Below are 21,663 nucleotides of genomic sequence, written 5' to 3'. Positions count from 1 at the left end.
CACAGTTAAACTGTTTTCTCAGTTTTCAATATCACCTCTTTGTGCAGTATAAAAACAGCATTGATAATCCTATCCAATTCCTCCTCATTCAATCCAGAACCACTAGGTAAACAAAGGCCCTTTAAAAATAAGTTTTCTGCTATGTTGCCCCCATAGTAGGGTGCGTTTTTATACATGGGTTGCAAATGCATGGGTTTCCACAAAAACCTGGATTCTATCCCATCTTTTAAGAGAAACTCTCTTAAATCACTTGCCTTAAAGCCTGCCCTGTCAGGCTCAATGATAATCGTAGTCAGCCACCTGTTAGAGAAATAACCTTCTGGTTCTTTTAAAAAGGCTATACCAGGTAGCATTTCTAAATTCCTTTTATAATAGGCATAAATATTTCTCCTTTTCTCAATTCTATTTTCCAGAACGTCCAATTGGGCCAAGCCAATTCCAGCAGAAATATTATTCATTTTGTAATTGAAGCCCATCTCAATATGCTCAAAATAAGGGAAATCCAATTTTGCTTGGGTGGAAAAGTAACGAGCTTTTTTATCCCAAAACCTATTATTGGTCAAAAGGGCACCACCGCCTCCAGTGGTAATTATTTTATTTCCATTGAAGGAATAGATGCCTAAGTCGCCGAAAGTTCCAGTAAACTTGTCCCCTATTTTAGCGCCAACAGATTCGGCGGCATCCTCTACCATAGGTATGTCATACCTCTGGGCCACTAATAACAGTTCGGGCCAATTCGCTGGCATTCCAAAAAGATTGACAACAATGATGGCTTTGGGTTTTTTTCCCCGTGCAATACAGTCTTCAATACTATGTCCTAATTTCTCAGGACACATGTTCCAGGTACTTTCTTCACTGTCTACAAAGATGGGTTTAGCCCCCAGGTACAAAATCGGATTCGTAGAGGCGATATACGTAAAAGTTTGGCAAATCACCTCGTCTCCTGGGCCTACACCCAATAAGTGAAGAGACAGGTGAATGGAAGAAGTTCCTGAGTTTAGGGCTACAGTATGAGCTGAATCAAATCGCTCTTGTATAGCCATTTCAAATTGCCTGATAAAAACGCCATTGGTAGCAATATTTTCTTGATCTAAAGCACGCTGTACATACTCAATTTCCTCCCCCGTAAATTGGGGAGAAGACAAATAAATGTTCCCTTTTTCTTTAGTCATTTTTAAATGTTTGCTACTGCCTATACAATGGAGTATAAGACAAATCTAAGCGAATCATAAACAATACCAAAGGGTTTTTTCCCAACCGAATAGACCAAAATATCCTATTTTTAACCGTAAAAATCTAATTACATTTTTGATTATTGAAGCTACATTTTTTCTAATTTAAAATAGGATTTTGCAGTATTTAAAAAATTGGAAAAATTAGGAGGGATCAAAATTTATTTTCGCAGGTTGGGCATATTTGCGTAAAAAGAAATAAACAGGGATTAAAACGCCCACAAAAATTAATCCTGGTATCCAGTATATTTCCTCCAAACCTATGCCATATAGCCAAATAGCATTTATTAATAATTGAAGGACTGCATAGGAAATTGAAATGGACAAATGAGAATAACCTTTTTCATTTACCAGGTATTGATAAAGGTGGGTACGGTGTGGCTTAAAAATGTTTTCCTTCTTAGATAACCTGATGAAAATGGTCATGCAGGCATCAATTCCATAAAGGCTAAAGAAGAACAGGTAAAAAGGATTCTGCGTAATGAAAACCAGCTTGATCATCAAGTACCCGAGCACCATGGCCATGCTTATGCTGCCTACATCCCCTGCAAAGGACTTGGCTTTTTTTCTCACATTAAACCAGGCAAAAATCAAGGCGGAAATACCAACAATAAGGATCAGCTCTTTGTCTGAAGTCAAAGAAGGAAGCTGATAAAAGGTTAGTAAAGTCACCAGGGCATACAGAACGGTAATACCATTGATGCCATCCATAAAATTGAACAAATTGGTCCATCCTATTAATAGGAAAAATAATACTGGAATCCATAGCCCCAGGGAGGTACCTTGACTGATATCATAAATCAACAATCCCGTAGCCAATAAATGCACCGAAATTCTTGGCAATTGATGTAGCGGACGAATGTCATCCACCATACTTACAACCCCCACCAATAATATTCCCAGTGCCAAAGGCCAAGTGGCTACCCCCAATATCCAGGATAAAAAAACAGCCAATACAAAAACAACTCCTCCCCCTCGGATGGTAGCCTTGGTATGGGAGGAACGTTCATTGGGTTTGTCTATAATGTTATACTTATCCGCAATAAGAAAATACAAGAGTTGAGCAGCCAATAGCAACAGAAAAACAATGAAATAGTACATAAAAATTTGGTTTTGGAAGCGCAAATATAAGGAAACTTTAAAAAACTCTGGTATTGGGGATTACTATTGTCCTGGGTTCGGGGTGAAATTTATATTATCGTCATTGCGAACCCTTTTATAGGCAGGTCCAAGCATTAGGTATCGGTGCGGCAGTCTTTGTTACCACATGTTATTTGGTAATTCTGGTTATTCTCGTAAAAATCCCCCTAGCCCCCTTTTTAAGGGGGAGTCGGAATCATTGATCTAAACGGAAATATTCAAGATTTTTAGTAGATAGTTTTTTGATCAATGTGTATTTCTAGCGGTAGGGAAAACAAAATTTGGCCAAGCAGTATCATCCTTAAAATAAACGCAGCAACGTGAGTAAATCCCCCTTTTCAAAGGGGGTGCAGGGGGATTTTTCCATCACGGAGATCCCCACTATCCGCGCACAAGGCCCAGCCTAAGACTTACAATGACGATTTAATTTTAATGGTAGTCTTTGTTACTTCGTCATTGCGAACCCTTTTGGGTGGCCGAAGCATTGGAAAAGGGTGTGGTAATCCAACAATCGTCACTGCGAAGCCTCTTCGATATCCCCAAGGCGGTGGCAACAAATCAGTCGTCATTGCGAACCCTTTTGCGTTGGCATGGCCTTGGGAAAGGATGTGGCAATTCAGCAATCGTCACTGCGAAGCCTTTAGCGAGGGGATAAGCGAGGAAAGGCTGCGGCAGTCTCAGCTGGTTTAGTATTTACGAAGCCTATTCAAATAGAATGATAAAACCATAACAATCTCGGAGCCTATTTACCTGCAGGGATTGCCGCGGCTTGCTCCGCACAAAGCCTCCCCTAAGCCTCGCAATGACGATCATTTAGCGTCACTGCGAAGCCTCTTTGATATCACCAAGGCGGTGGCGACAAATCAGTCGTCATTGCGAACCCTTTTTGTTGACCGTAGCGATGGCAAAGGGTGTGGCAATCTCAGTAATCGTCACTGCGAAGCCTTTTGCGAGGGGGAAAGCGAGGAAAGGCTGCGGCAGTCTCAGCTGGTTTAGTATTTACGAAGCCTTTTCAACTGGAATGATAAAACCATAACATCCTCCGAGTCTTTTTACCAGCAGGGATTGCCGCGGCTTGCTCTGCACAAAGCCTCCACTAAGCCTCGCAATGACGGTAACTAACCCTCATTGCGAACCCTTTGCCCTAGCAGGGCCTTGGGGAAGGCTGCGGCAATTCGACCAATCGTCACTGCGAAGCCTCTAGCGAGGGGAAAAGCGAGGAAAGGCTGCGGCAGTCTCAGCTGGTTTAGTATTTACGAAGCCTTTTCAACTGGAATGATAAAACCATAACATCCTCCGAGTCTTTTTACCAGCAGGGATTGCCGCGGCTTGCTCCGCTCAAAGCCTCCCCTAAGCCTCGCAATGACGATCATTTAGCGTCACTGCGAAGCCTTTTGCGAGGGGGAAAGCGAGGAAAGGCTGCGGCAGTCTCAGCTGGTTTAGTATTTACGAAGCCTTTTCAAATGGAAAGATAAAGCCAAGACAATTTACGAAAGTATTTTCCTGCGGGGATTGCTTCGGCTTGCGCCGCACAAAGCCTCCCCTAAGCCTCGCAATGACGGGTTTTCCTTAAAACATAAAAAGCTACAAGCGATCCAATACGGATACCTGTAGCTTATCAATTTTTTAAGGTAAAGGGAAAACTAAATCATTTAATAGCTTTAAAAGATTCAAAGGTTTTCTTCAATCCTTTTTCAGCACTTATCGGCAAATTACTGCCTAACTCGTTTAGTAATTTCTTATTGCTCACCTTATAGCTCTCCGTTAATTTTTGTAACCTTTCGGAGGTAAGGGGCAAATGAAGCTTATCCCCTACTTTTGCACCCGAAATAATCAATGAGGTTGGTATCTTCCAAAGTCTTGCTTTCTTGGCAAGCGAGCCCGCCATCAAGCGAATCAAATCATTGGTAGAAAAGGTTCCATCATCAGACACCTGATAAACCCCCGAAGGAATGTCTTTATTTAATAATTGAAGAATAACCCAACATAGGTTATCCACAGACAAGAAAGAGCGTTGATTATCAAAAGCCGCCAAGGGAAAAGGCAATCCTTTTTTAGCAAAGGCAAAGAGTAAGTTGAGATTACCCTTGTTCCCTGGGCCATGAATCATGCATGGACGAAGGATATATACTCGTTTGTCGGCAGGCAGGTTTTCAAGAATGTAATTCTCAGCCTGAAGTTTAGATTTCCCATAGGGCGTAACAGGATCACATTTTGTTTCTTCTGTAAGCCAACCCTCTACGGTATCTGCACATGCCTTTACCGAACTTATAAATACAAAATTTTTGGCTTCAGGATCGGCCAAAAATTTATCGTAAAGTTTTTTAGTTAAACCATAGTTCACATCAAAATAGGCTTGATCATCACTGGTTTTTTTTAGATCATGTGCTTTACCTGCCAAGTGTATATAATGCGTTGCTGAAGAAGCTACATCCAAAAAAAACTTATCATAAGTCAATGCTTTTTCTAGACCATTGTCATCCTTTCTTAACAAGGAGACAATATTCTCAACACCTTCCGACTTAAGGTAATCACAAAGATTTTGACCAACAAAACCAGTCGAGCCGGTAATTAGAAAAGAAGGCGTATTATTCATATTTATCGAAGCTAGGTTTAGCTAGGGGTAAAAGTTTTTGATAATTATTGAGGATGAGGTTTGTTTTAATTACTAACAAGATTAGCCCTACTTAAAAATAAATTCAAAGGGTTTAAAAAGGTATTTGGAATAAATCATGGCCAGGTTGGTATACACTTCGTTTTCTCTGCATCCCCGTGCAATCTCTTTGTTAAGCGTGATCAAACTTTGTAAACCTTGAGTACTAAGCCCTCCCATACGCATCTTGGTAGTAACAATAGGCAAGTACTTCCATCGCAAGCCTCCCTTAAGCAAAAAGCGTATGAGCAGTTCATAATCGGCAGCAATTTTATAGTCCGTTTTATACGGTCCCAACTTTTCAAAAAACGCTTTCCTTACAAAGAAAGAAGGGTGAGGAGGCATATAGCCCCAGGCAAATTTTGAAGGTTTCCATTTTTTTGCTGAATACCTCCTGATAATTTTATCCGCATCTTTGTCATCCACAAAAACAATGTCACCAATTACGGCATCTGTGCTAGCTGACTTAAAAGCATTAGCAATTTCAGCAAGAACATGGGAATCATAAAAGAAATCATCCGAGTTTAATATACCTACCACATCTCCTGTAGCCATTTTAATGCCCTTGTTCATGGCATCGTACATTCCCTTATCCGGTTCAGAAACCCATTTGCTAATGGTGGATTCATTTTCTTTTAAAATAGCCACCGTACCATCTTTTGAATTCCCGTCTACAATTATGTATTCAATTTCCGGATGAACTTGTTTGGCTACAGAAGAAATCGTATCCTGTAAAGTCTTGGCTGAATTATAGGTGACAGTAATTAAGCTGATTTTCAATTATAAGGTGATTTAAGAATTAATAATGCGTTTTAAAAACTCTAGCTATTGTATTGTTCTAAAAATTATATGAGAAGCTAAATATAATAAAGAAAGTGAACACACAGAAAATAAGAATTGGTTAATATTCATAAGGCAAGAGTTCTTCACAAAACAGTTAGAAGAAACGGAAACTGATAATAACCATTTCTAATATTCTAAACATTTGAAAAATTTCTACATGAATTTATTATAAACCTCAAAAGTACGTTCATAGCAAGATTGCCAACTAAATCTTTTAGAATTAATATACCCATTATTTAGTACATCTGAAATCGAGGTGTTTTTAACTCTTTTCACAGCCTCAACAATTGAAGAATCAGTGAAATTTTCAAAGTAAAAAACATGATCATTACTGACTTCAGGTAAAGAGGAAACTGCTGCACAAACTACAGGGCATTTAGCTTTTTGTGCTTCAATTATTGGAATTCCAAAACCTTCGTAGTTACTTGGATATAGAAGGCATAAGGCAGCATTGTATAATTGATTTAAACAAACATTATCTATACCTAAATATTGTTTATAACGATTTGCCTTTAATGAACCATCCAAAAACTCTAATTCATTTTTAGATAAACTTCCGCCACCAACTAAAACAAGGGGGATTTCCAACTTTTTGCTAGCTTTAACTACTAAATCAAAATTTTTAAAATGGCTTTTCCGATCACCCACAAAAAGAATAAAACCATCCATTTCAAAAGGAAAAGAAGAATCAAAAAAGTTAACATTATTATCAATGGGGAAAAAGCTATCTCCTACCCCATTATGTATAACAGAAATTTTACTTTCTTCTAATTTTGGATAATAATATAATAAATCATTTTTAGTATTTTCAGAAACACAAATTATTGCTTCAGAGTTAAACAATGCAGTCTTTTTTTGTTGAGAATGAATATGTTTAACTATACCCTTATTAAATTTTTCATATGTAAAATCATGAACGGTCGTAATATTATTAATATTTTTATTATTATTATAACGATAATAACTAGAGTGGAAAATATTAAAAGAATTGACAGTAGAAACCGGAAGATATCTTGAAACAATTAAAGGAAAGATAGAATTATTTACAATAATTTTATCTAATGGAATGGAAACTTCCTTTCTAAATATATTACTTCCAGCACTTGTGGCGCTCTCTAAAAAAAAAGAGTCCATTTTACTTTCAGAAAGAGCCCTAGAAATAATTTCTTTCCAATAAACAGAAATACCTCCTGACATTTGTAAATCAAAAATTACATTATCAAATAAAATATTTTTTAACATAAATAATTATTATAAAGTTGGTTTTTCGCTATTTAAAATTCGTTGAATTATTATAAGTTGATTTTTTGGATTGTATTTTTCGTCGACAACTTTATAGCAATTTAAACGAATTAATTCTCTTTGTTTCACCATACGAACCCAATCCAAAATCTTATTACGCATTATCGCAATGGAATTTTCTGGAAAAAGAAATCCGTTAAATCCCTCAATTATAGATTCAACCTCAGGCATTTGATTAAAGAAATTATTATGGGTAGCAACTGGAGTCCCCATACTTAATGAATGTATAGCAGTTAGGCCTACATTCCCAGGAGAAACGCAAAGATCTGAACAATACAAATACTTGCAAATAAGATTTTCATCATACAAACCTCCAGTAAAATGAATCCAATTATTATTGATACCCTTTTTACTACGTTCAGTTAAATTCTCACGTTCTGATCCATCTCCTATAATCAATAAATTAAACAAGACTTGATCAGCATTAATCAATTTAACAGCTTCAATGACAAGCTCAACCCTTTTTTGGGGAGTTAACCGACCAATAAAAATTAAAACAGGCAGTTCAGGATTACCAAAAAAAGGGAAAACATCAGCTTTATTTAATAATTCAAACTTCTCCCTAAGTTTAAGGTGTAAATCATAATCTAAAGAATTGAAAATCACATACAGTTTATCTGGATTAAACCCATTTTGAAGCATCAATGATTTCCCTCTTCTTTCATAAAGTAGATGTTTATCTGCCAATCTGTAAAATAATTTTCGAAAAAATAACTTTACTTTGGATTCATTACCATAGATTCCGTGGCCCCAAAACACAACTTCAATATTTCGCATCCGACAAATAATGGCTGCAATCCAAGTAGAAATACAATTCATTTCAGCAGTAAAAATGGAAACATCCATTTTTTTTAAAAGACAGTTTTTAATAACTCCAGACTGCCAAAACACAATTTTATTTAAAATCCAGAAATTTTTGATTCTTATAAGTCTATTGTTAAATTCCAAAATATCTAAACTATCAAAATCAATTTCTTTAATTCCAGTTTTTCCAGGATCCCCAAAATAGAAATTAATATCTATTTCATTTGACTTCAATAGTCGCATCCATAAAGGTTTACGATAGTGGGGAGCAATATTTGTAAAAAATCTAATGGTTTTCATAAATAATTAAATAAAAGAACAACATATTAAAAAAATTAATTTTTTACAATTAAAATCTTTTTAACCAATAAAAATCCCAAAGTAAAACCAATAAGATAAGCAAAGGAACTTAATAAATCGCCTCTTAAAATATAAAAGGTAAAACCAACAAAAATATAGTACCATAAAATAAATAACCTATTCGAGTTTTTATCTTTATAAAATTTAATATCAAAATACGCAGAGAGATAAGACAATAAGATAGTAAACAGAAATATACCAAAATAACCAAAATTAATATATCCTTCAGCAAAAAAGTTCATCGAAATATTTGCGAAATCTAAATTAGATAATTCTGCACTAAATGCACCTGATCCAATTGGTTTATTAGGCCATAAACTCCTAGGAACCCAAAAAAACACAACTCCAAATAATTGATTTCCATATGTTATTATATCATGTTTTAAAACAGAAAGGATACTTTGATAAGTATCAAAATGACCCTCCTTAAACATATCAAAATCGAGTCCAAACTTTAAATTGGTATCTGACGTATATCTCCTAAATGTATCCATAAAAGGAAAAAGAAACAATAATCCAAAAACAAAAGTTATTGTAAAATTAAATTTCTTACGCAAAATAGGAAAGAACAATATCAATAAAGGAATATATAAGGCCGCAATACTAAATCGAGCCATTCCAAGAGGGAAAGCAGTTAAAATAGCCATAAACCCGAAAACAATAAAATGAAAATCAATCCTATTTTTATATATGTAATAGGATAAAAACAAAATCATTGGCAATGGTCTAACAAAATACTGAGAAATAAGCCATAATGGCCCTGTAATACTAGATGACATTTCAGAAAATTCCCCACCTCTAAACATTAAACTCATGATACTATAACCATTATTGGAAAAAGTAATAAAAAAACATCCTATGGAGATAAAATATAATAATACTAATTTAAGGATATTAATATTATTACTAGTCTGAATAAAGTCTACAAAAATCTTATTGAATTTAGATATAAATAATTTATTTTGAAAATAATAATAGAATAAACAATACGAAGAAAGTATTAAAATTAAAATAATATTACATTCAAAATAGTCATACTGAGAAAAAGAGGTATTACCCCAAAAAACAATAGATTCTTTAAACTGAATAAAAGGAGCAAGAATAAGAAAAAAAGAGAAAAATAATTGAATATTTCTAAAAATTGAAATAGGTTGACGAGCGTAACTAAATAAAGCAATGGAGTTAATAAATAATAAAATAACAAAAGTACAATCAACTGGGTTGAAAATATTTAAATCTAATGTTACAAATATTATGAGTACAGAAATAAAAAAAAATAATTTATAAAAAATACTCATTACTTTCGCTTTAGATTTATAAATGAAACATTAGAATATATTTTAGGCATAAAATATCTGAAAATAAAATTTGATGTTCAGATTAAAACAATTTAGGAAAAAACAACCTTATTACTGTTTTAGAAAAACTTAGAAACATATAAGGTAAACCTTTATGGATACGAACAAAATGCAAATATTCCTTAATATTCCCATTAGTTTTTTGAAATAGCAAGTCATATCTTTGACTAAAGGTAAAATCTGAACTAAACCAAGGGACTTTAGGATTATTAGCACAATATCCACATAATTTACTAGCGATATTTACAAGAAAACCTTTTTCAATAGCTCTTAAACCGTAATCGATATCACCCATTCCATGAGTAAAGGCAGTATTCATATTGCCAATCGTATGGAAAATCTCTTTAGGGATAAGAACGAAATTTCCATTTACAGTATCACATTCCAAAGGACTTCCAATAGGGGCTAACAATAACCCATTCTTCCTTCCTCCGTAGCTAATTTCATGTGTTTCAGGATCAACTACTGTACTAATAATAATTGTCTCTTTTAGTTTTTCCTTTTTAACTGAATAATAATCATTAACAATATTTAATATTGCATTTGGGAAAATAAAGGTATCATCGTTTAACCAAAAATAGAAGTCAAAATCATTGATTTTCGCAGCTTCTTCCCAAGCTAGATGCATTCCATGATTCCAAAATAAATTACCAGAACCTTCGATGACATTTACCTTAGGAAAGGCCTCTTTAACGCATCTCCCAGTATTATCAGGTGAATTGTCATCAACCAAAAACACATCCAATTGGAAAGTATCAGGTAATTCGCTTTCAAATAATTGATTTAAACATTTTAAAGTGGATTGGACTCTATTATAGCAAGTTAAAAGAACGGCTATTCTAATCATATTAGTAATAATAAAGATAGTAAACAGTATATAATATTTTTTAATTAAAATTTTTTAAAAAATTTGAATAATTCAAAATATTAAAATTCCTATATGAGATTTATGGTAATAGAATTAACTAATTATATATAATTTAAATGATTTTTCGTAAACGATTCAAAAAGTTATAAATAAACATATAGTACATAATTCAATTTACAGTATTTTATCATAACCGAACAAAATGAAGCAAACGAAATCAAAAAAGAAATTTTAATCATCTAAAATAATTAATTATTTTATTAAATTTCACTCTGGAAATTAACAATATTGCGAAAAATGGAGGGATATGAAGCAAAATATCACGTAAAAGATATTTAGGTTTTCGGTTTACCATCAAAACATATTTCCGATAAAGAGTGGACTTTTTTAAATTTATGATAATTTTAGTAAGATCATAATACCCTTTGGCATAACAAGAACCATTGTTTAAAACATAGGTAATAGCTTCATTAGATTCTTCGTTAATAAGCTTCTTCAATCTTTTATGATATTCATTTGGTAAAATATCTAATAAATGAACCAAACCTTCTATATATGATTCCTTATCATTTATAGAATTTATATTAAGAGAATGAATAGCTGAACCAGGTCTTTGCAAATAAAGATAACAAGCTTTTTTCAAAAAAAACGTATTATGGGATAAGACCAAAGCGGTTAAGGAAAATAACATATCTTCTGAATGTTTAATACGTTTATCCTTAGTAAGTGCAAAAACTTTACTTGCTAATTCTCGAGTATAAGCTTTGTCCCAAATACTAGGGGATGAATATTGCTTTAACGGACCATGATTTTCTAACATCAAACTTCGTCGCTCTAAACTACCAGATAGGGGGGGCAAAAGAGTTTGTTTTGAATTCCAATTCATGTCACAGTAATCAAATCCGAATCTTAGCAGGTCAAAATTACCACTCCTCATTTCTTTTTCAATTCCTTGAAGCGCATAAGGCCTCAATTTATCATCAGAATCTAAAAACAAAATTACATTTCCTGAAGAAGTTTGAAACCCGTTAAATCGAGCAGCCACAACCCCTTGATTTTTTTGTCTAATAGGTTTAATACGAGCATCTATTTCCTTTAAAGATTCACAAATCATCCAAGATCCATCAGTAGATCCATCATCTACGAGGATCAACTCCCAGTTAAAATACGTTTGATCAATAACAGAATTAATACAGGCTTCTAACCAAGTAGAAGTGTTAAATACAGGGGTAATTATAGAAAAAGATATCATTAAAGCTAAAATAGATTGAATACTTAGTAGGCTAATAAAATTTAAATAGACTTAAGAAATTCTAACCCAATTTTTCTATAATCAATAAGTCGTTTTTCTACATCAATCCAGTCAATTTCATTTTTCATTAACTGCGTTAAATCTTTACTATTAAAATCTTTAGAACTTCTATCTTCCAAACCAAATCGACTCAACAGTTCAATAATTCGAAGATTTCTTGCTGAACCCTCTCCATCATGTAATAAGACTGCAAACTTTGTTCTTGTCAAAATACAAAAAATTACAGCATGGTATGAATCAGTAACAAAAAACTGACACTTACTTATATTTTCTATCCATACAAATGGATTAACAGAATTTCCTTTCGAATCTAAATTGACTTCAAATGGATTGGATTCAGAATATAAGGCATTGACCGTACTAAAAAATATTTCACGATGTTTGGGATTTAAAATAAATAATCCAATTTCTATATTTTTATGTTTAGAAATAGAAAGATCCTGAACCTTAGACCACTCAACTAATAGGGTTGGATCTGGCACCAATTTATAATCATCAACACCTATTTTTTTCAATATCCCGTTATTATCCTTTTCTCTAATTGAACAAAAATCAAAACCTAAGGAAACGTTTGATATAAAATTAATGTATTCTTCTGATAATGACTCTCCTCCAAAACTTGCTGCGTAACTTACTCTTTTTACTTTTTGATCACCAAAACATAGAAAAAAACTTTTTAAGTCCTCCTTAGATACAATCCTTGGACTCCAAACTTGATCACTTCCAGTTATATAGACGTCCGCATTTGGAGGATGAGATGATAATTTATTAAAATTAGAATAAGATTCACCTTCAATTGACAAATACCTATTCCTAAAGTCTACAAAAGATGAAAAATCTACTGGCTCTGGAGTAGGCAGAATTTTGAATTTTTGTAAGATTATAAAAGGATTTTTAATCCAAAATAACACTTTACTTAGAGTTCCACCATTAGGTCGACGGAATTTGTAGTCAATAAAAGAGGCAGTGAAACCAATTGATTTACAGGCCTCTTGTAATGCAAAAGATTGCAATAAAGCACCATAATTATTTTCATTTACAAATGTTAAAATCTTAATTTTTTTCATTCTTAATGTAAGTGTTTAAAATAGAAATTAATTTATCTAAAAAATTAACTTTTCTTCAGATCCCTAAGCAATCCTAGACCACTTTTTCCTATTAATGAGGTGGCAAGATTTTTAACAGAATCTTTAGCAGCTGGCTTAAAATCTTTTTTAATGTTCACTATCATTTCCAAAGCCTTACTTTCGTCCTCACTATTTGTAAATACTTCGAAAAGTAGAGGACGATCAGTACATTCAGAATGTAAGAAACGCTTATAAACTGTTTGGAATTCTTCTTTATTGTTAGCTGATATATATTCAAATCCAAGGTTTTCAGCATAATGTTTAACCAATAATGGTGATTGATTACCAAAATGGCCAGCTGCAGAAATGAAATCATCTGCATAATCACGAAAATGTGAGGTATGGTGTTTATATTGTTTAAACTCAGTTCCTTTTCCATTATTCACAACCAAGACTCTTACATTACTCCCGACATCTCTGTTTCCCAATACATTCATGTCATAAAAGAAAGCTAAATCCCCAGTTACACAATAATACTTTTTCTTTCTATTTGCAAATGAAGCACCAATAAGCGATGATAGACAACCGTCAATTCCAAACCCACCAACATTACACATTGATTCGACACCTTTTGGAAAATCAAAAAGATTCCAAGACCGTAAACTATTCAATATTGCAAGATGTACTACTGAATTTTGAGGAATTTCATTGGCCATTTTCGAAGCCAAATATATATTTGAAAAGGGCAATTCAGGAATGTTTTCCCTAATTGATTGAAGAGCCTTTTGACACAAGTCAAAATATGAATTATTGTTTTTCTTATCGTTAGAATAGGATTTAAAAAAAGATAATTCGCTCATTTCAAATACATTAGTTAACTTACGAAAAGTATCTCTTATTTCACCATCAGGGTTAACACGCCAAACTTCGGAACCAGAAAAAGTAGACAATGTATAATCTCCAGTAATCTCCCCAATATGTATCATTAAATCAGGTTTTAATTGAGATTTCTCAAGGAACTGCTGGGAACCTACTAATGAAAATAACAATCGGTTCTTCCCATAATATCCACTTGTATGGTCACACAATACAATTGCTCCTGTAGATAAACAGAATTTCTCTAGTGTATCTGTTTCACTTTGTGTCCATTTTTTATGTGAGCCTACAAAAACACCTATTTTATTAACTTTAGGTAATTTAGGTAATTCATCTTCTTTGGTAAACCGGGAAATTTTACGGTAAGAAGGGAGTTCTTTTGTTGTATATGTACTTTGGGAACTCGTTTGTAAATTTATATGAACAGGTCCACCTCCAGATCGGTTTAATTCAAGAATAGCCTTATTTACCGATATCATACAATCCCATTCATCCTCTGCATCCTTTATAATAGGTAATGTCACACTTAATTTTGCGACATCTTTAGGAATAATAGATCTATCAATAACTTGTGCTATATGGTGCCCTACTTTACTTAACGGTTGGGTAGAAGTTATAGCTAAAACAGAAAGTTTTCGATAATAAGCCTCTGTTAAGCCTGGTGAATAATTTCTAGAAGCAGTTGCTCCAGTACAGCTTATTACAACTGGTTCATTTGTCTCTGAAGCAAGTCCACAAGCTAAATACGCAGCTGATCTTTCATCTACACAAGAATAAACCTCAAAATACTTATCAAATTGAACACTTGCGACAAAGGGTGAATTAGCGCTCCCTGGTGATGCAATTATTCGTTTAATTCCATTTGCTTTTAATAAAGACAATAGAACTTGTACATTTTTCTCATCTGTATACATTGTGTTCATAGTACAAAAATTAGTTATAGAAAATTAGAATTAATTATTTGAGGGAAAATCCTCCATCACACAAAATAGTTTGCCCAATTATAAAATTTGATGCATCCCCCAGAAGAAATGCTGCTAACTCTGCTATTTCTTCGGGAGATGCTATTCGTTTCTGGGGGTTTAGGTCACAATAGCTGTTTTCGCCTTGTTTTAAATAATTTTTTTGCATTTCAGTAGAAATAATTCCCGGTGCAATCCCATTGATAATTATATTTTTTGAAGCCAATAAATTACCTAAACCTTGTGTTAGACCTGCAATATCCCATTTAGTCATCCTATACGGATAAGTTGCTCCTACGTACCCACCTTGAGAAGATATATTTATTACTTTTTTGACATCATTTGTACTATTTCCTAACCAATATTGACAAACTTCTTGGGTTAAAAAATATGCTCCTTTTGAATTAATTCCATAAACATTGTCCCAATCTTCTTCTGTAACGTTCGGGAAGATTTTCTTTGATAATACACCCGCATTATTGACGAGGATATCAAGATTTCCATCTAATAATTTTAATGCAATATTCAAATTCTCTGAAATTTTTTCTGTTTCACTGATATCCCAAACTAAAATCTTTAGGTTTGAATTATTAAGAATCTGTTCAGCTCTTTTCAATTTAGAATGATTTCGACCTGTAATTAAAACTTTAGCTCCCAAATCTAGAGCCTTACGCGCGATAGCCATTCCAATACCAGATCCACCACCAGTAACTATAACATGCTTTCCTTTCAAAAGCTCTCCATATTTCACATACGCTACATTTATAGAAAGATGACCTCCCTCAATTAGAATTTTAGGAGCCAGTTTCAATAATCTCGGAAAATTACTTACTATTTTGATAGAAGCTTTTAAAGTTGTTTTTACTTTATTTAAAATAATTCGATACATTACTTTTATTTGTCTATAGAAAAGGAAACGAGAAAGTAGAATGATGATAATAATTCATAATGCTAACGATTTAAATTCGATAAATTTTTGACTTTTAAAGAAACAAAGCTTGTCAATTTTTCTCGAATTTCTAAAGGCAATCCTAAATAGTAAATTGTAAATGCCGTAATAAAAAAGATGCCTCCTAAAGAAATGACAAAATAGACAAGACCTGTAGGCAACAAATACCTTAATAATGCACAAAGACATGATGATATAAGGACAACATTAAAAACAGGAAGCATGGTTTGTTTCAAATAAGGTACAACAGGGAGTCCAGTCAATCTACTAACAATTTGTAAGCGAACGATAAACATAACCAAATTAACTATTATAGCCACATAAAAAGTCGCCTGTGGTTCAAAGTTATTCCTAAATAAAAACCATGAGATTGCAAGAATACTGAATTGAAAGAAACCTAAAATAGATTCATAAGCTGCCATTTTTCCCGGAGCCCGAGCAACGGTTGTCAATGGAAGACTTACAGCAAAAATGAGGCCTTCAACCAAAGTTAATCTCGCAAATTCTACAGTGTAATTTGGCGTGTTTTTGAGCCATATAGAAAGAATACTTTTCATTTCAATAAAAATAGGTAGGGCAAGAATCCACATAAGAAAAAAGGTAGCCTTTGAGCCATTAATCACAAGTTCGATCATCTCTTTTCTCTCATTAGCTGCATATGCTTTTATAATTGGAGAATATAAACTTGTGTTAAATTGTGTGGCGAGCAAATTAGATTGCCCAGCAATGTTGACCGCAATAGCTCGCGCTGCAACAACAACCGGAGTAAAATATTGATTTAAAAGTATGGTTATAGCAGCTCCTCGGGCTACGGTCGTCAATTGACCAAATAAAGTCCATCCTGTAAAACCAACAATTTCTTTCGCTAAGCCAGAATCCCAACTGATATGTTGAATTCGGCATTCAACATATTTATTAAAGCAAATTAATAAATAAATAAAAGTATCAATTGAAGAAACAGCTAATAGAAGTAATCCATAAACCAAAATTTTATCCCCTGGTAGATAAATCAATAAAAAAACAGCGCCTAACTTTAGCAATGCATCTACAATTGCCATGTAAGCATAGATTTTCATGTCCTCATGAGCTATAATGATAGCCATAAAAGGTGCCTTCAAAATAGTCAAAACGAAAGTAAATACTGCTATATAAAAAAGAGAAACTAATGCATCAAGCCGACCCTCAGGGACTTGAAGTTGGTTTTCAACAAACCAAACTCCACCAGTATTTAGAACTACAAGAGCAATAATTCCTATTCCTAAATAAATTAAGACGTTAACACCGAATATATTATTCAATTTTTTTTGATCTTTCTGCCCTAGTGCATGTGAAAAAAATCGTTGGGTTGCCGATGCCATTGAACCCGGTAGAAAACTAAGTAATGCAACCACCCCACCAACAACATTGTACAATCCATAATCCTCGACGCCTAGTGTATTTAAAATTATACGAACTGTATACAAGGACACCCCCATCGAAATGATCATCCGAACATATAGGAGAAGTGTGTTTTTTGCTATTCGCTTATTTCGCTGCGAGGATGTTTCAATTGTCATGAATAAAAATATATAAACGTTAGCCTAAAAGCTCAATTGATGAATTAAGTAAATGAAAAACTTTCTCCAGAAAAAACACATTCTAGATTTTACAATTATTACAATGCAGCAATTCTAAATCAGAATTAGAGTTTTTGATGTTGGGAATTTTAAAACCTAAACTTCAAATTGTAAATTTCCAAAACAATAATTTCTATCTTTATTTTTGAAGTAAAATAGGACTTATTTTTGGGCATATTAAATAATCTGAGCAAGTAATAAATGATGAAATCATAATGTTATTCTATTAAAAAAAAGTTATTGTGTATATTAATTAAACAATTTATTAACAATTGAGAGATTTGATTAAAAAGGATACATTATGACATAGTTAATTATGATCAATGAAAAACTCTTTTCTCCACTAGTGGAAGTAATTAAATAAATTCAAACTCATTAACTTACCCCATATTCTCCCAGTACCAGGCACAAGCTTCTTCCAGACCCGATTGAAAAGAATATTTTGGATTATAACCCAAAACCGTTTTACCTTTTTGTATGGAAGCCATGGAATGGGCCACATCGCCTGCCCTATTGGGTCCATATTGAAATTCCACTTTAGAAATTGCATGGTCATAGGGTGTAAGCCCCTTCTTTAGGGCTTCTGCCAATTCATTTAAAGAAGTTCTTTCTCCAAAAGCCACATTAAATACCTCTGAAATAATAGCTTCATTTTCAACTTCAGGTACACCCGCTGTGTTTTCTTGGTACTCCTTCAATCCTTCCTTAAAAACAGCAGTAGGAACCGCTGCCGCCAATAGATTGGCTTGAATCACATTGTCTATATAGGTAAAATCCCTGGAATTGGCCCCATCCCCATTGATATAAGGGCTTTGATGTTTTATTAAGCTGGAAACAAATTTAGGAATCACCGCAGCATAAGCGCCATTGGGATCCTGACGCCTGCCGAAAACATTAAAATAACGCAAACCTACCGTTTCTATCCCATAGCTATCTGAGAAATTTTTGGCAAAAAGTTCATCTACATATTTTGTAATGGCATAGGGAGAAAGCGAATTTCCAATGACATGTTCCACCTTGGGTAAAGCAGGATGATCTCCGTAAGTTGAGGAACTGGCAGCATAGACAAATCGCTTTACCCCTGCCTCCTTGGCTGCAAACAATAAATTTACAAAGCCAAGGATATTCACTTCAGTACTAGTGATGGGATCCGCGATGGAACGAGGTACTGATCCTAAAGCGGCCTGGTGAAACACATAATCACAGCCTGCAACTGCTTTCATACAGGTTTCCCTGTCACGAATATCTCCTTCAATTAAGGTGAAATTTGGATTACTTTGGGCTGCTTCCAGGTTTTCAATATTACCCGTGGAAAAATTGTCCAAGCAAAGCAATGTATTTTCATTTGCCAATAAGGCATCTATCAAATTGGAGCCGATAAATCCAGCTCCACCTGTTACCAGCACTTTTTGTTTTTTAATCTCGTAAGACATATTTTCTTTTAACGCTATTTCTTATATTCCTATTAAAAATAAATGCTTTAAAACCTTCACTTTATAAGGTCAAAAACTTTGTCCCACATGTCCGTAGTTTTATTCTTTTGCTCTTGAATGATCTCTTTTTGTTGAATATAATATTCTCTCTTTGAAAGGGCTAACCTTTCCCCAATCATTGCATTCAATTCTTCCTTTTGGTAACTGTTAATATCTACCAAAGAAGTTGCTTTTTGGTAATCTTGTAACAACATTTTGTATTTGTGGCTCCATGAAGTTGCGATCACAGGAACTCCTTGACACAAAGCACTTACCAGGCCATGAAAACGAGAAACTATGATTAATTGTGAGGCCTTTATCCTTTTCTTTATCATTAAAGGATCCTCCTCCATAACAATAGGAAGGTCGATTTTAAGCTCCTTGTTAAGCTTATCTGCTATGGCCTTGTCTTTCTCTCCCTCGTGAATCAGGAAATAAGGTTTTGCATTTTCCTGCATTAAATGTACGAGCGCGTCTTTTAAGAAATTGAAGTAACTGTTTTGGCCTTCAGCAATCATTTTATAATTAGGTACTATACACACATTCCCTTCAGGGTAAGTTTCTGCCGCTACCACTTCCAATAAGTTGGTGAAATCAGGGGCCAGTAAAAATTTGCTTTGATCGCCGTAATTGCGCTTAAGGTTATTCAATGAATCCGTATCTCTGGCAAAAATCAAATCTACTTTATCCACCACTTTATGAAATGAATCCTTGACTTCTTTTTTATCAAAAGGCCCCAATGCTTGTGGCAGTAGGATCGTTTTGGCTTTGCTTGGGACTTTTCCTTCGATAACATTGTTTAGACGGAACAAGGGTTTTTTAGCCCCCCAAAAATCACCATAAGCAAATCCCGAAGCATCCAATACCAGATCAATGTCCTTGTCCAAAATAAGGCCATAAGAATTTCTGGTACTTTTAGGCAGTAGACCTAAAATACTGCTCCACGGAAGCCTGCTTGACGGTAAGGTAACTTTTAATTTTAACCCATGTTTGGCTGCAGAAAAATAATCCATGCCAAATCCTGGGGAGGCACAGAATTCCGCATTTATTCCACGTCTTGAAAATTCCTGAAGTATGGCCAACAACAATAAATGAGCACCCTTATTGGTAGTCCCAACTCCTTTAATTTCTACAATCATTTTTTCTAAGTATGCTATGCTAAATATTTTCGAATGTCATCCAGTGATCTTTTTTCAGAAAATGCTACTTTTCCCTCAGGATCAGGGTACCCAATCCCTATGCACATAATAGGTCTTTGATGCGCTTTTAAGTTTAAAAATTCGGTCATTCTTTGTTCTCTAAGCTCTATATCAGGCCAGTTAATTGGACAACTGCCAAGTCCTAAAGTTTCTAAAGCCAGCATCAAGGACATATTGGCCAAGGAGGCATCAATGTATATTAAGTGACGGTCTCGTTCATCAAAGTAAGCATCTAAATTCCCTACCGCCACAATAAAAGTTTGGATGGAATGGGCATACCCCTTAGTGCCCATGGGAAGTTCTATCACTTGATCCAAATTTGCCCTGTCGTCGATAATATGGTATTCAAAGGGTTGGCGGTTGCAGGCACTGGGAGCTTGTACAGCTGCCAATATAGCTTTGTCAATAAGTGCTCGATCTACGGGTTTGTTTAAAAACCATCGAACGGATTTTCTTTGCTTGCTTAGTTTATAATAGTCCTCATAACTTATTCCAGAAAAGGAATCCGGGTCTCTTTTATAAGGAAGAGAACCTATTTGAGTGCATAAGACGTCTGCGCCAGACAAGGCAGTATCAGCCTTCAAAAACCTTTCTCTCTCAGAATCTATCACCTTATGGGGCTTGCAAACTTTAAAATATTCTGTCAAGACATCCTTAAACCATTTAATTTGAGGATTTTTTTCCAATTCTTGGTTTTTGATTACCCCTAGGTAAGAGTCCACAGTTTCCCCTATAAAATCGGCGGCAAAGAAATCCCTCCTTGGACGCATCAAAAGACCCTTCTCAATCCTATGGGTATTTCGAACCAATAAAAAATAATTGTATTTAGATTTTTTCGCCTCTTGGATATGTTTGACTTTACCGGACAATACAGCTCTATGTTCCCTCCTAAAAGTCGGGCTAAATAAAAAATAATAAAGGGAGGAAAGAAAAGTGCTGTTGTGAAAATAAAGCGGCAGTTTTTCCTTATAAAGGCTGTTTTTAACCTTTGAGAATTTTTTAAAAGGATATTTTAATATTTTTTTAATCATTAATTATTGTAGGTAGCGTTGGTTTTAAAAGGGGGGGGTTATAAATTTTTTTAGCGCATCGCTGATGCTCATTTATATTTCTACCGTTAAGACGGCGTTTATTTGGTCAGGTCGTTTCAATAATACCAAATCAGCCTAACCATTCCATTTCAGCAAATCCCCTTTTCAAAAGGGGGTAAGGGGGATTTTTTTTAGCCATCATTCTCAATATCAATTCGTAATAGTTCGTTATTCTCGTTATAATCCCTCCCGACTTTGGTCGGGAAAGGCTCTGCCCCCTTTATTAAGGGGGAGTTGTTATCGTTTAACTAAACGTGAATTTTACTAAATGGCTATCTTATTGCCAATAGAAGCATCTCTGATGCTGATTTATATTTCTTCCGGTAAGATGGCGTTTATTTGTTCAGGTCGTTTCAAGGATACCAAATCAGCATAACCATTCCATTTCAGCAAATCCCCCTTTCAAAAGGGGGTAAGGGGGATTTTTTTTAGCCAACATTCTCAATTTCAATTCGTAATAGTTCATTATTTCCGTTAAAATCCCTCCCGACTTTGGTCGGGACAGGCTCTGCCCCCTTTATTAAGGGGGAGTTGTTATCGTTTAACTAAACGTGAATTT

Annotated in this window: 16 protein-coding genes; all 16 read right to left on the bottom strand. The window is 34.3% G+C overall.

Annotated elements, in window-relative coordinates; translation table 11 throughout:
* Positions 1-5: 5 nt before the first annotated feature.
* The gene (locus tag AAC073_RS03435) at positions 6-1,172 is read right to left on the bottom strand and encodes a DegT/DnrJ/EryC1/StrS family aminotransferase (RefSeq protein ID WP_339922438.1); all 1,167 of its coding nucleotides are present in this window, start codon (positions 1,170-1,172) and stop codon (positions 6-8) included.
* Positions 1,173-1,376: 204 nt separating this feature from the next.
* A complete protein-coding gene (locus tag AAC073_RS03430) occupies positions 1,377-2,333 on the bottom strand; it encodes a glycosyltransferase family 4 protein (protein WP_339922437.1) in 957 nt (318 codons plus the stop codon).
* Positions 2,334-4,020: 1,687 nt separating this feature from the next.
* The gene (locus AAC073_RS03425) at positions 4,021-4,968 is read right to left on the bottom strand and encodes an NAD-dependent epimerase/dehydratase family protein (RefSeq protein WP_339922436.1); all 948 of its coding nucleotides are present in this window, start codon (positions 4,966-4,968) and stop codon (positions 4,021-4,023) included.
* Positions 4,969-5,055: 87 nt separating this feature from the next.
* Positions 5,056-5,805, bottom strand: a complete 750-nt coding sequence (locus tag AAC073_RS03420) for a glycosyltransferase family 2 protein (RefSeq protein ID WP_339922435.1) — start codon at positions 5,803-5,805, stop codon at positions 5,056-5,058.
* A 216-nt stretch (positions 5,806-6,021) separates the two neighbouring features.
* On the bottom strand, positions 6,022-7,110 hold the full coding sequence (locus AAC073_RS03415; RefSeq protein ID WP_339922434.1) for a glycosyltransferase family 1 protein: 1,089 nt from the start codon (positions 7,108-7,110) through the stop codon (positions 6,022-6,024).
* Positions 7,111-7,119: 9 nt separating this feature from the next.
* Positions 7,120-8,274 (bottom strand): glycosyltransferase, encoded by a 1,155-nt coding sequence (locus AAC073_RS03410; protein WP_339922433.1) that lies wholly within the window; start codon positions 8,272-8,274, stop codon positions 7,120-7,122.
* A 35-nt stretch (positions 8,275-8,309) separates the two neighbouring features.
* Positions 8,310-9,632 carry an O-antigen polymerase gene (locus AAC073_RS03405; protein WP_339922432.1) on the bottom strand — a complete coding sequence of 441 codons (1,323 nt, stop codon included), beginning with the start codon at positions 9,630-9,632 and terminating at the stop codon, positions 8,310-8,312.
* 82 nt (positions 9,633-9,714) lie between these two features.
* Positions 9,715-10,539 (bottom strand): glycosyltransferase family 2 protein, encoded by an 825-nt coding sequence (locus AAC073_RS03400; protein WP_339922430.1) that lies wholly within the window; start codon positions 10,537-10,539, stop codon positions 9,715-9,717.
* A gap of 256 nt (positions 10,540-10,795) precedes the next feature.
* Positions 10,796-11,812 (bottom strand): glycosyltransferase family 2 protein, encoded by a 1,017-nt coding sequence (locus AAC073_RS03395; protein WP_339922429.1) that lies wholly within the window; start codon positions 11,810-11,812, stop codon positions 10,796-10,798.
* Between the two features lie 41 nt (positions 11,813-11,853).
* A complete protein-coding gene (locus AAC073_RS03390) occupies positions 11,854-12,939 on the bottom strand; it encodes a polysaccharide pyruvyl transferase family protein (RefSeq protein WP_339922428.1) in 1,086 nt (361 codons plus the stop codon).
* Positions 12,940-12,983: 44 nt separating this feature from the next.
* Positions 12,984-14,738, bottom strand: coding sequence for a thiamine pyrophosphate-binding protein (locus tag AAC073_RS03385; RefSeq protein WP_339922427.1), 1,755 nt, complete (start codon positions 14,736-14,738; stop codon positions 12,984-12,986).
* 34 nt (positions 14,739-14,772) lie between these two features.
* Positions 14,773-15,666 (bottom strand): SDR family oxidoreductase, encoded by an 894-nt coding sequence (locus AAC073_RS03380; RefSeq protein ID WP_339922426.1) that lies wholly within the window; start codon positions 15,664-15,666, stop codon positions 14,773-14,775.
* 62 nt (positions 15,667-15,728) lie between these two features.
* Positions 15,729-17,282 carry an oligosaccharide flippase family protein gene (locus tag AAC073_RS03375; protein ID WP_339922424.1) on the bottom strand — a complete coding sequence of 518 codons (1,554 nt, stop codon included), beginning with the start codon at positions 17,280-17,282 and terminating at the stop codon, positions 15,729-15,731.
* 440 nt (positions 17,283-17,722) lie between these two features.
* A complete protein-coding gene (locus tag AAC073_RS03370; protein WP_339922423.1) occupies positions 17,723-18,775 on the bottom strand; it encodes an SDR family oxidoreductase in 1,053 nt (350 codons plus the stop codon).
* A gap of 56 nt (positions 18,776-18,831) precedes the next feature.
* Positions 18,832-19,953, bottom strand: a complete 1,122-nt coding sequence (locus AAC073_RS03365) for a polysaccharide pyruvyl transferase family protein (RefSeq protein ID WP_339922422.1) — start codon at positions 19,951-19,953, stop codon at positions 18,832-18,834.
* 14 nt (positions 19,954-19,967) lie between these two features.
* On the bottom strand, positions 19,968-21,044 hold the full coding sequence (locus tag AAC073_RS03360) for a nitroreductase family protein (RefSeq protein ID WP_339922421.1): 1,077 nt from the start codon (positions 21,042-21,044) through the stop codon (positions 19,968-19,970).
* Positions 21,045-21,663: the final 619 nt, after the last annotated feature.

Source organism: uncultured Cyclobacterium sp. (assembly GCF_963977555.1).
GTDB lineage: Bacteria > Bacteroidota > Bacteroidia > Cytophagales > Cyclobacteriaceae > Cyclobacterium.
This window is presented reverse-complemented; position numbering and strand designations above follow the sequence as displayed.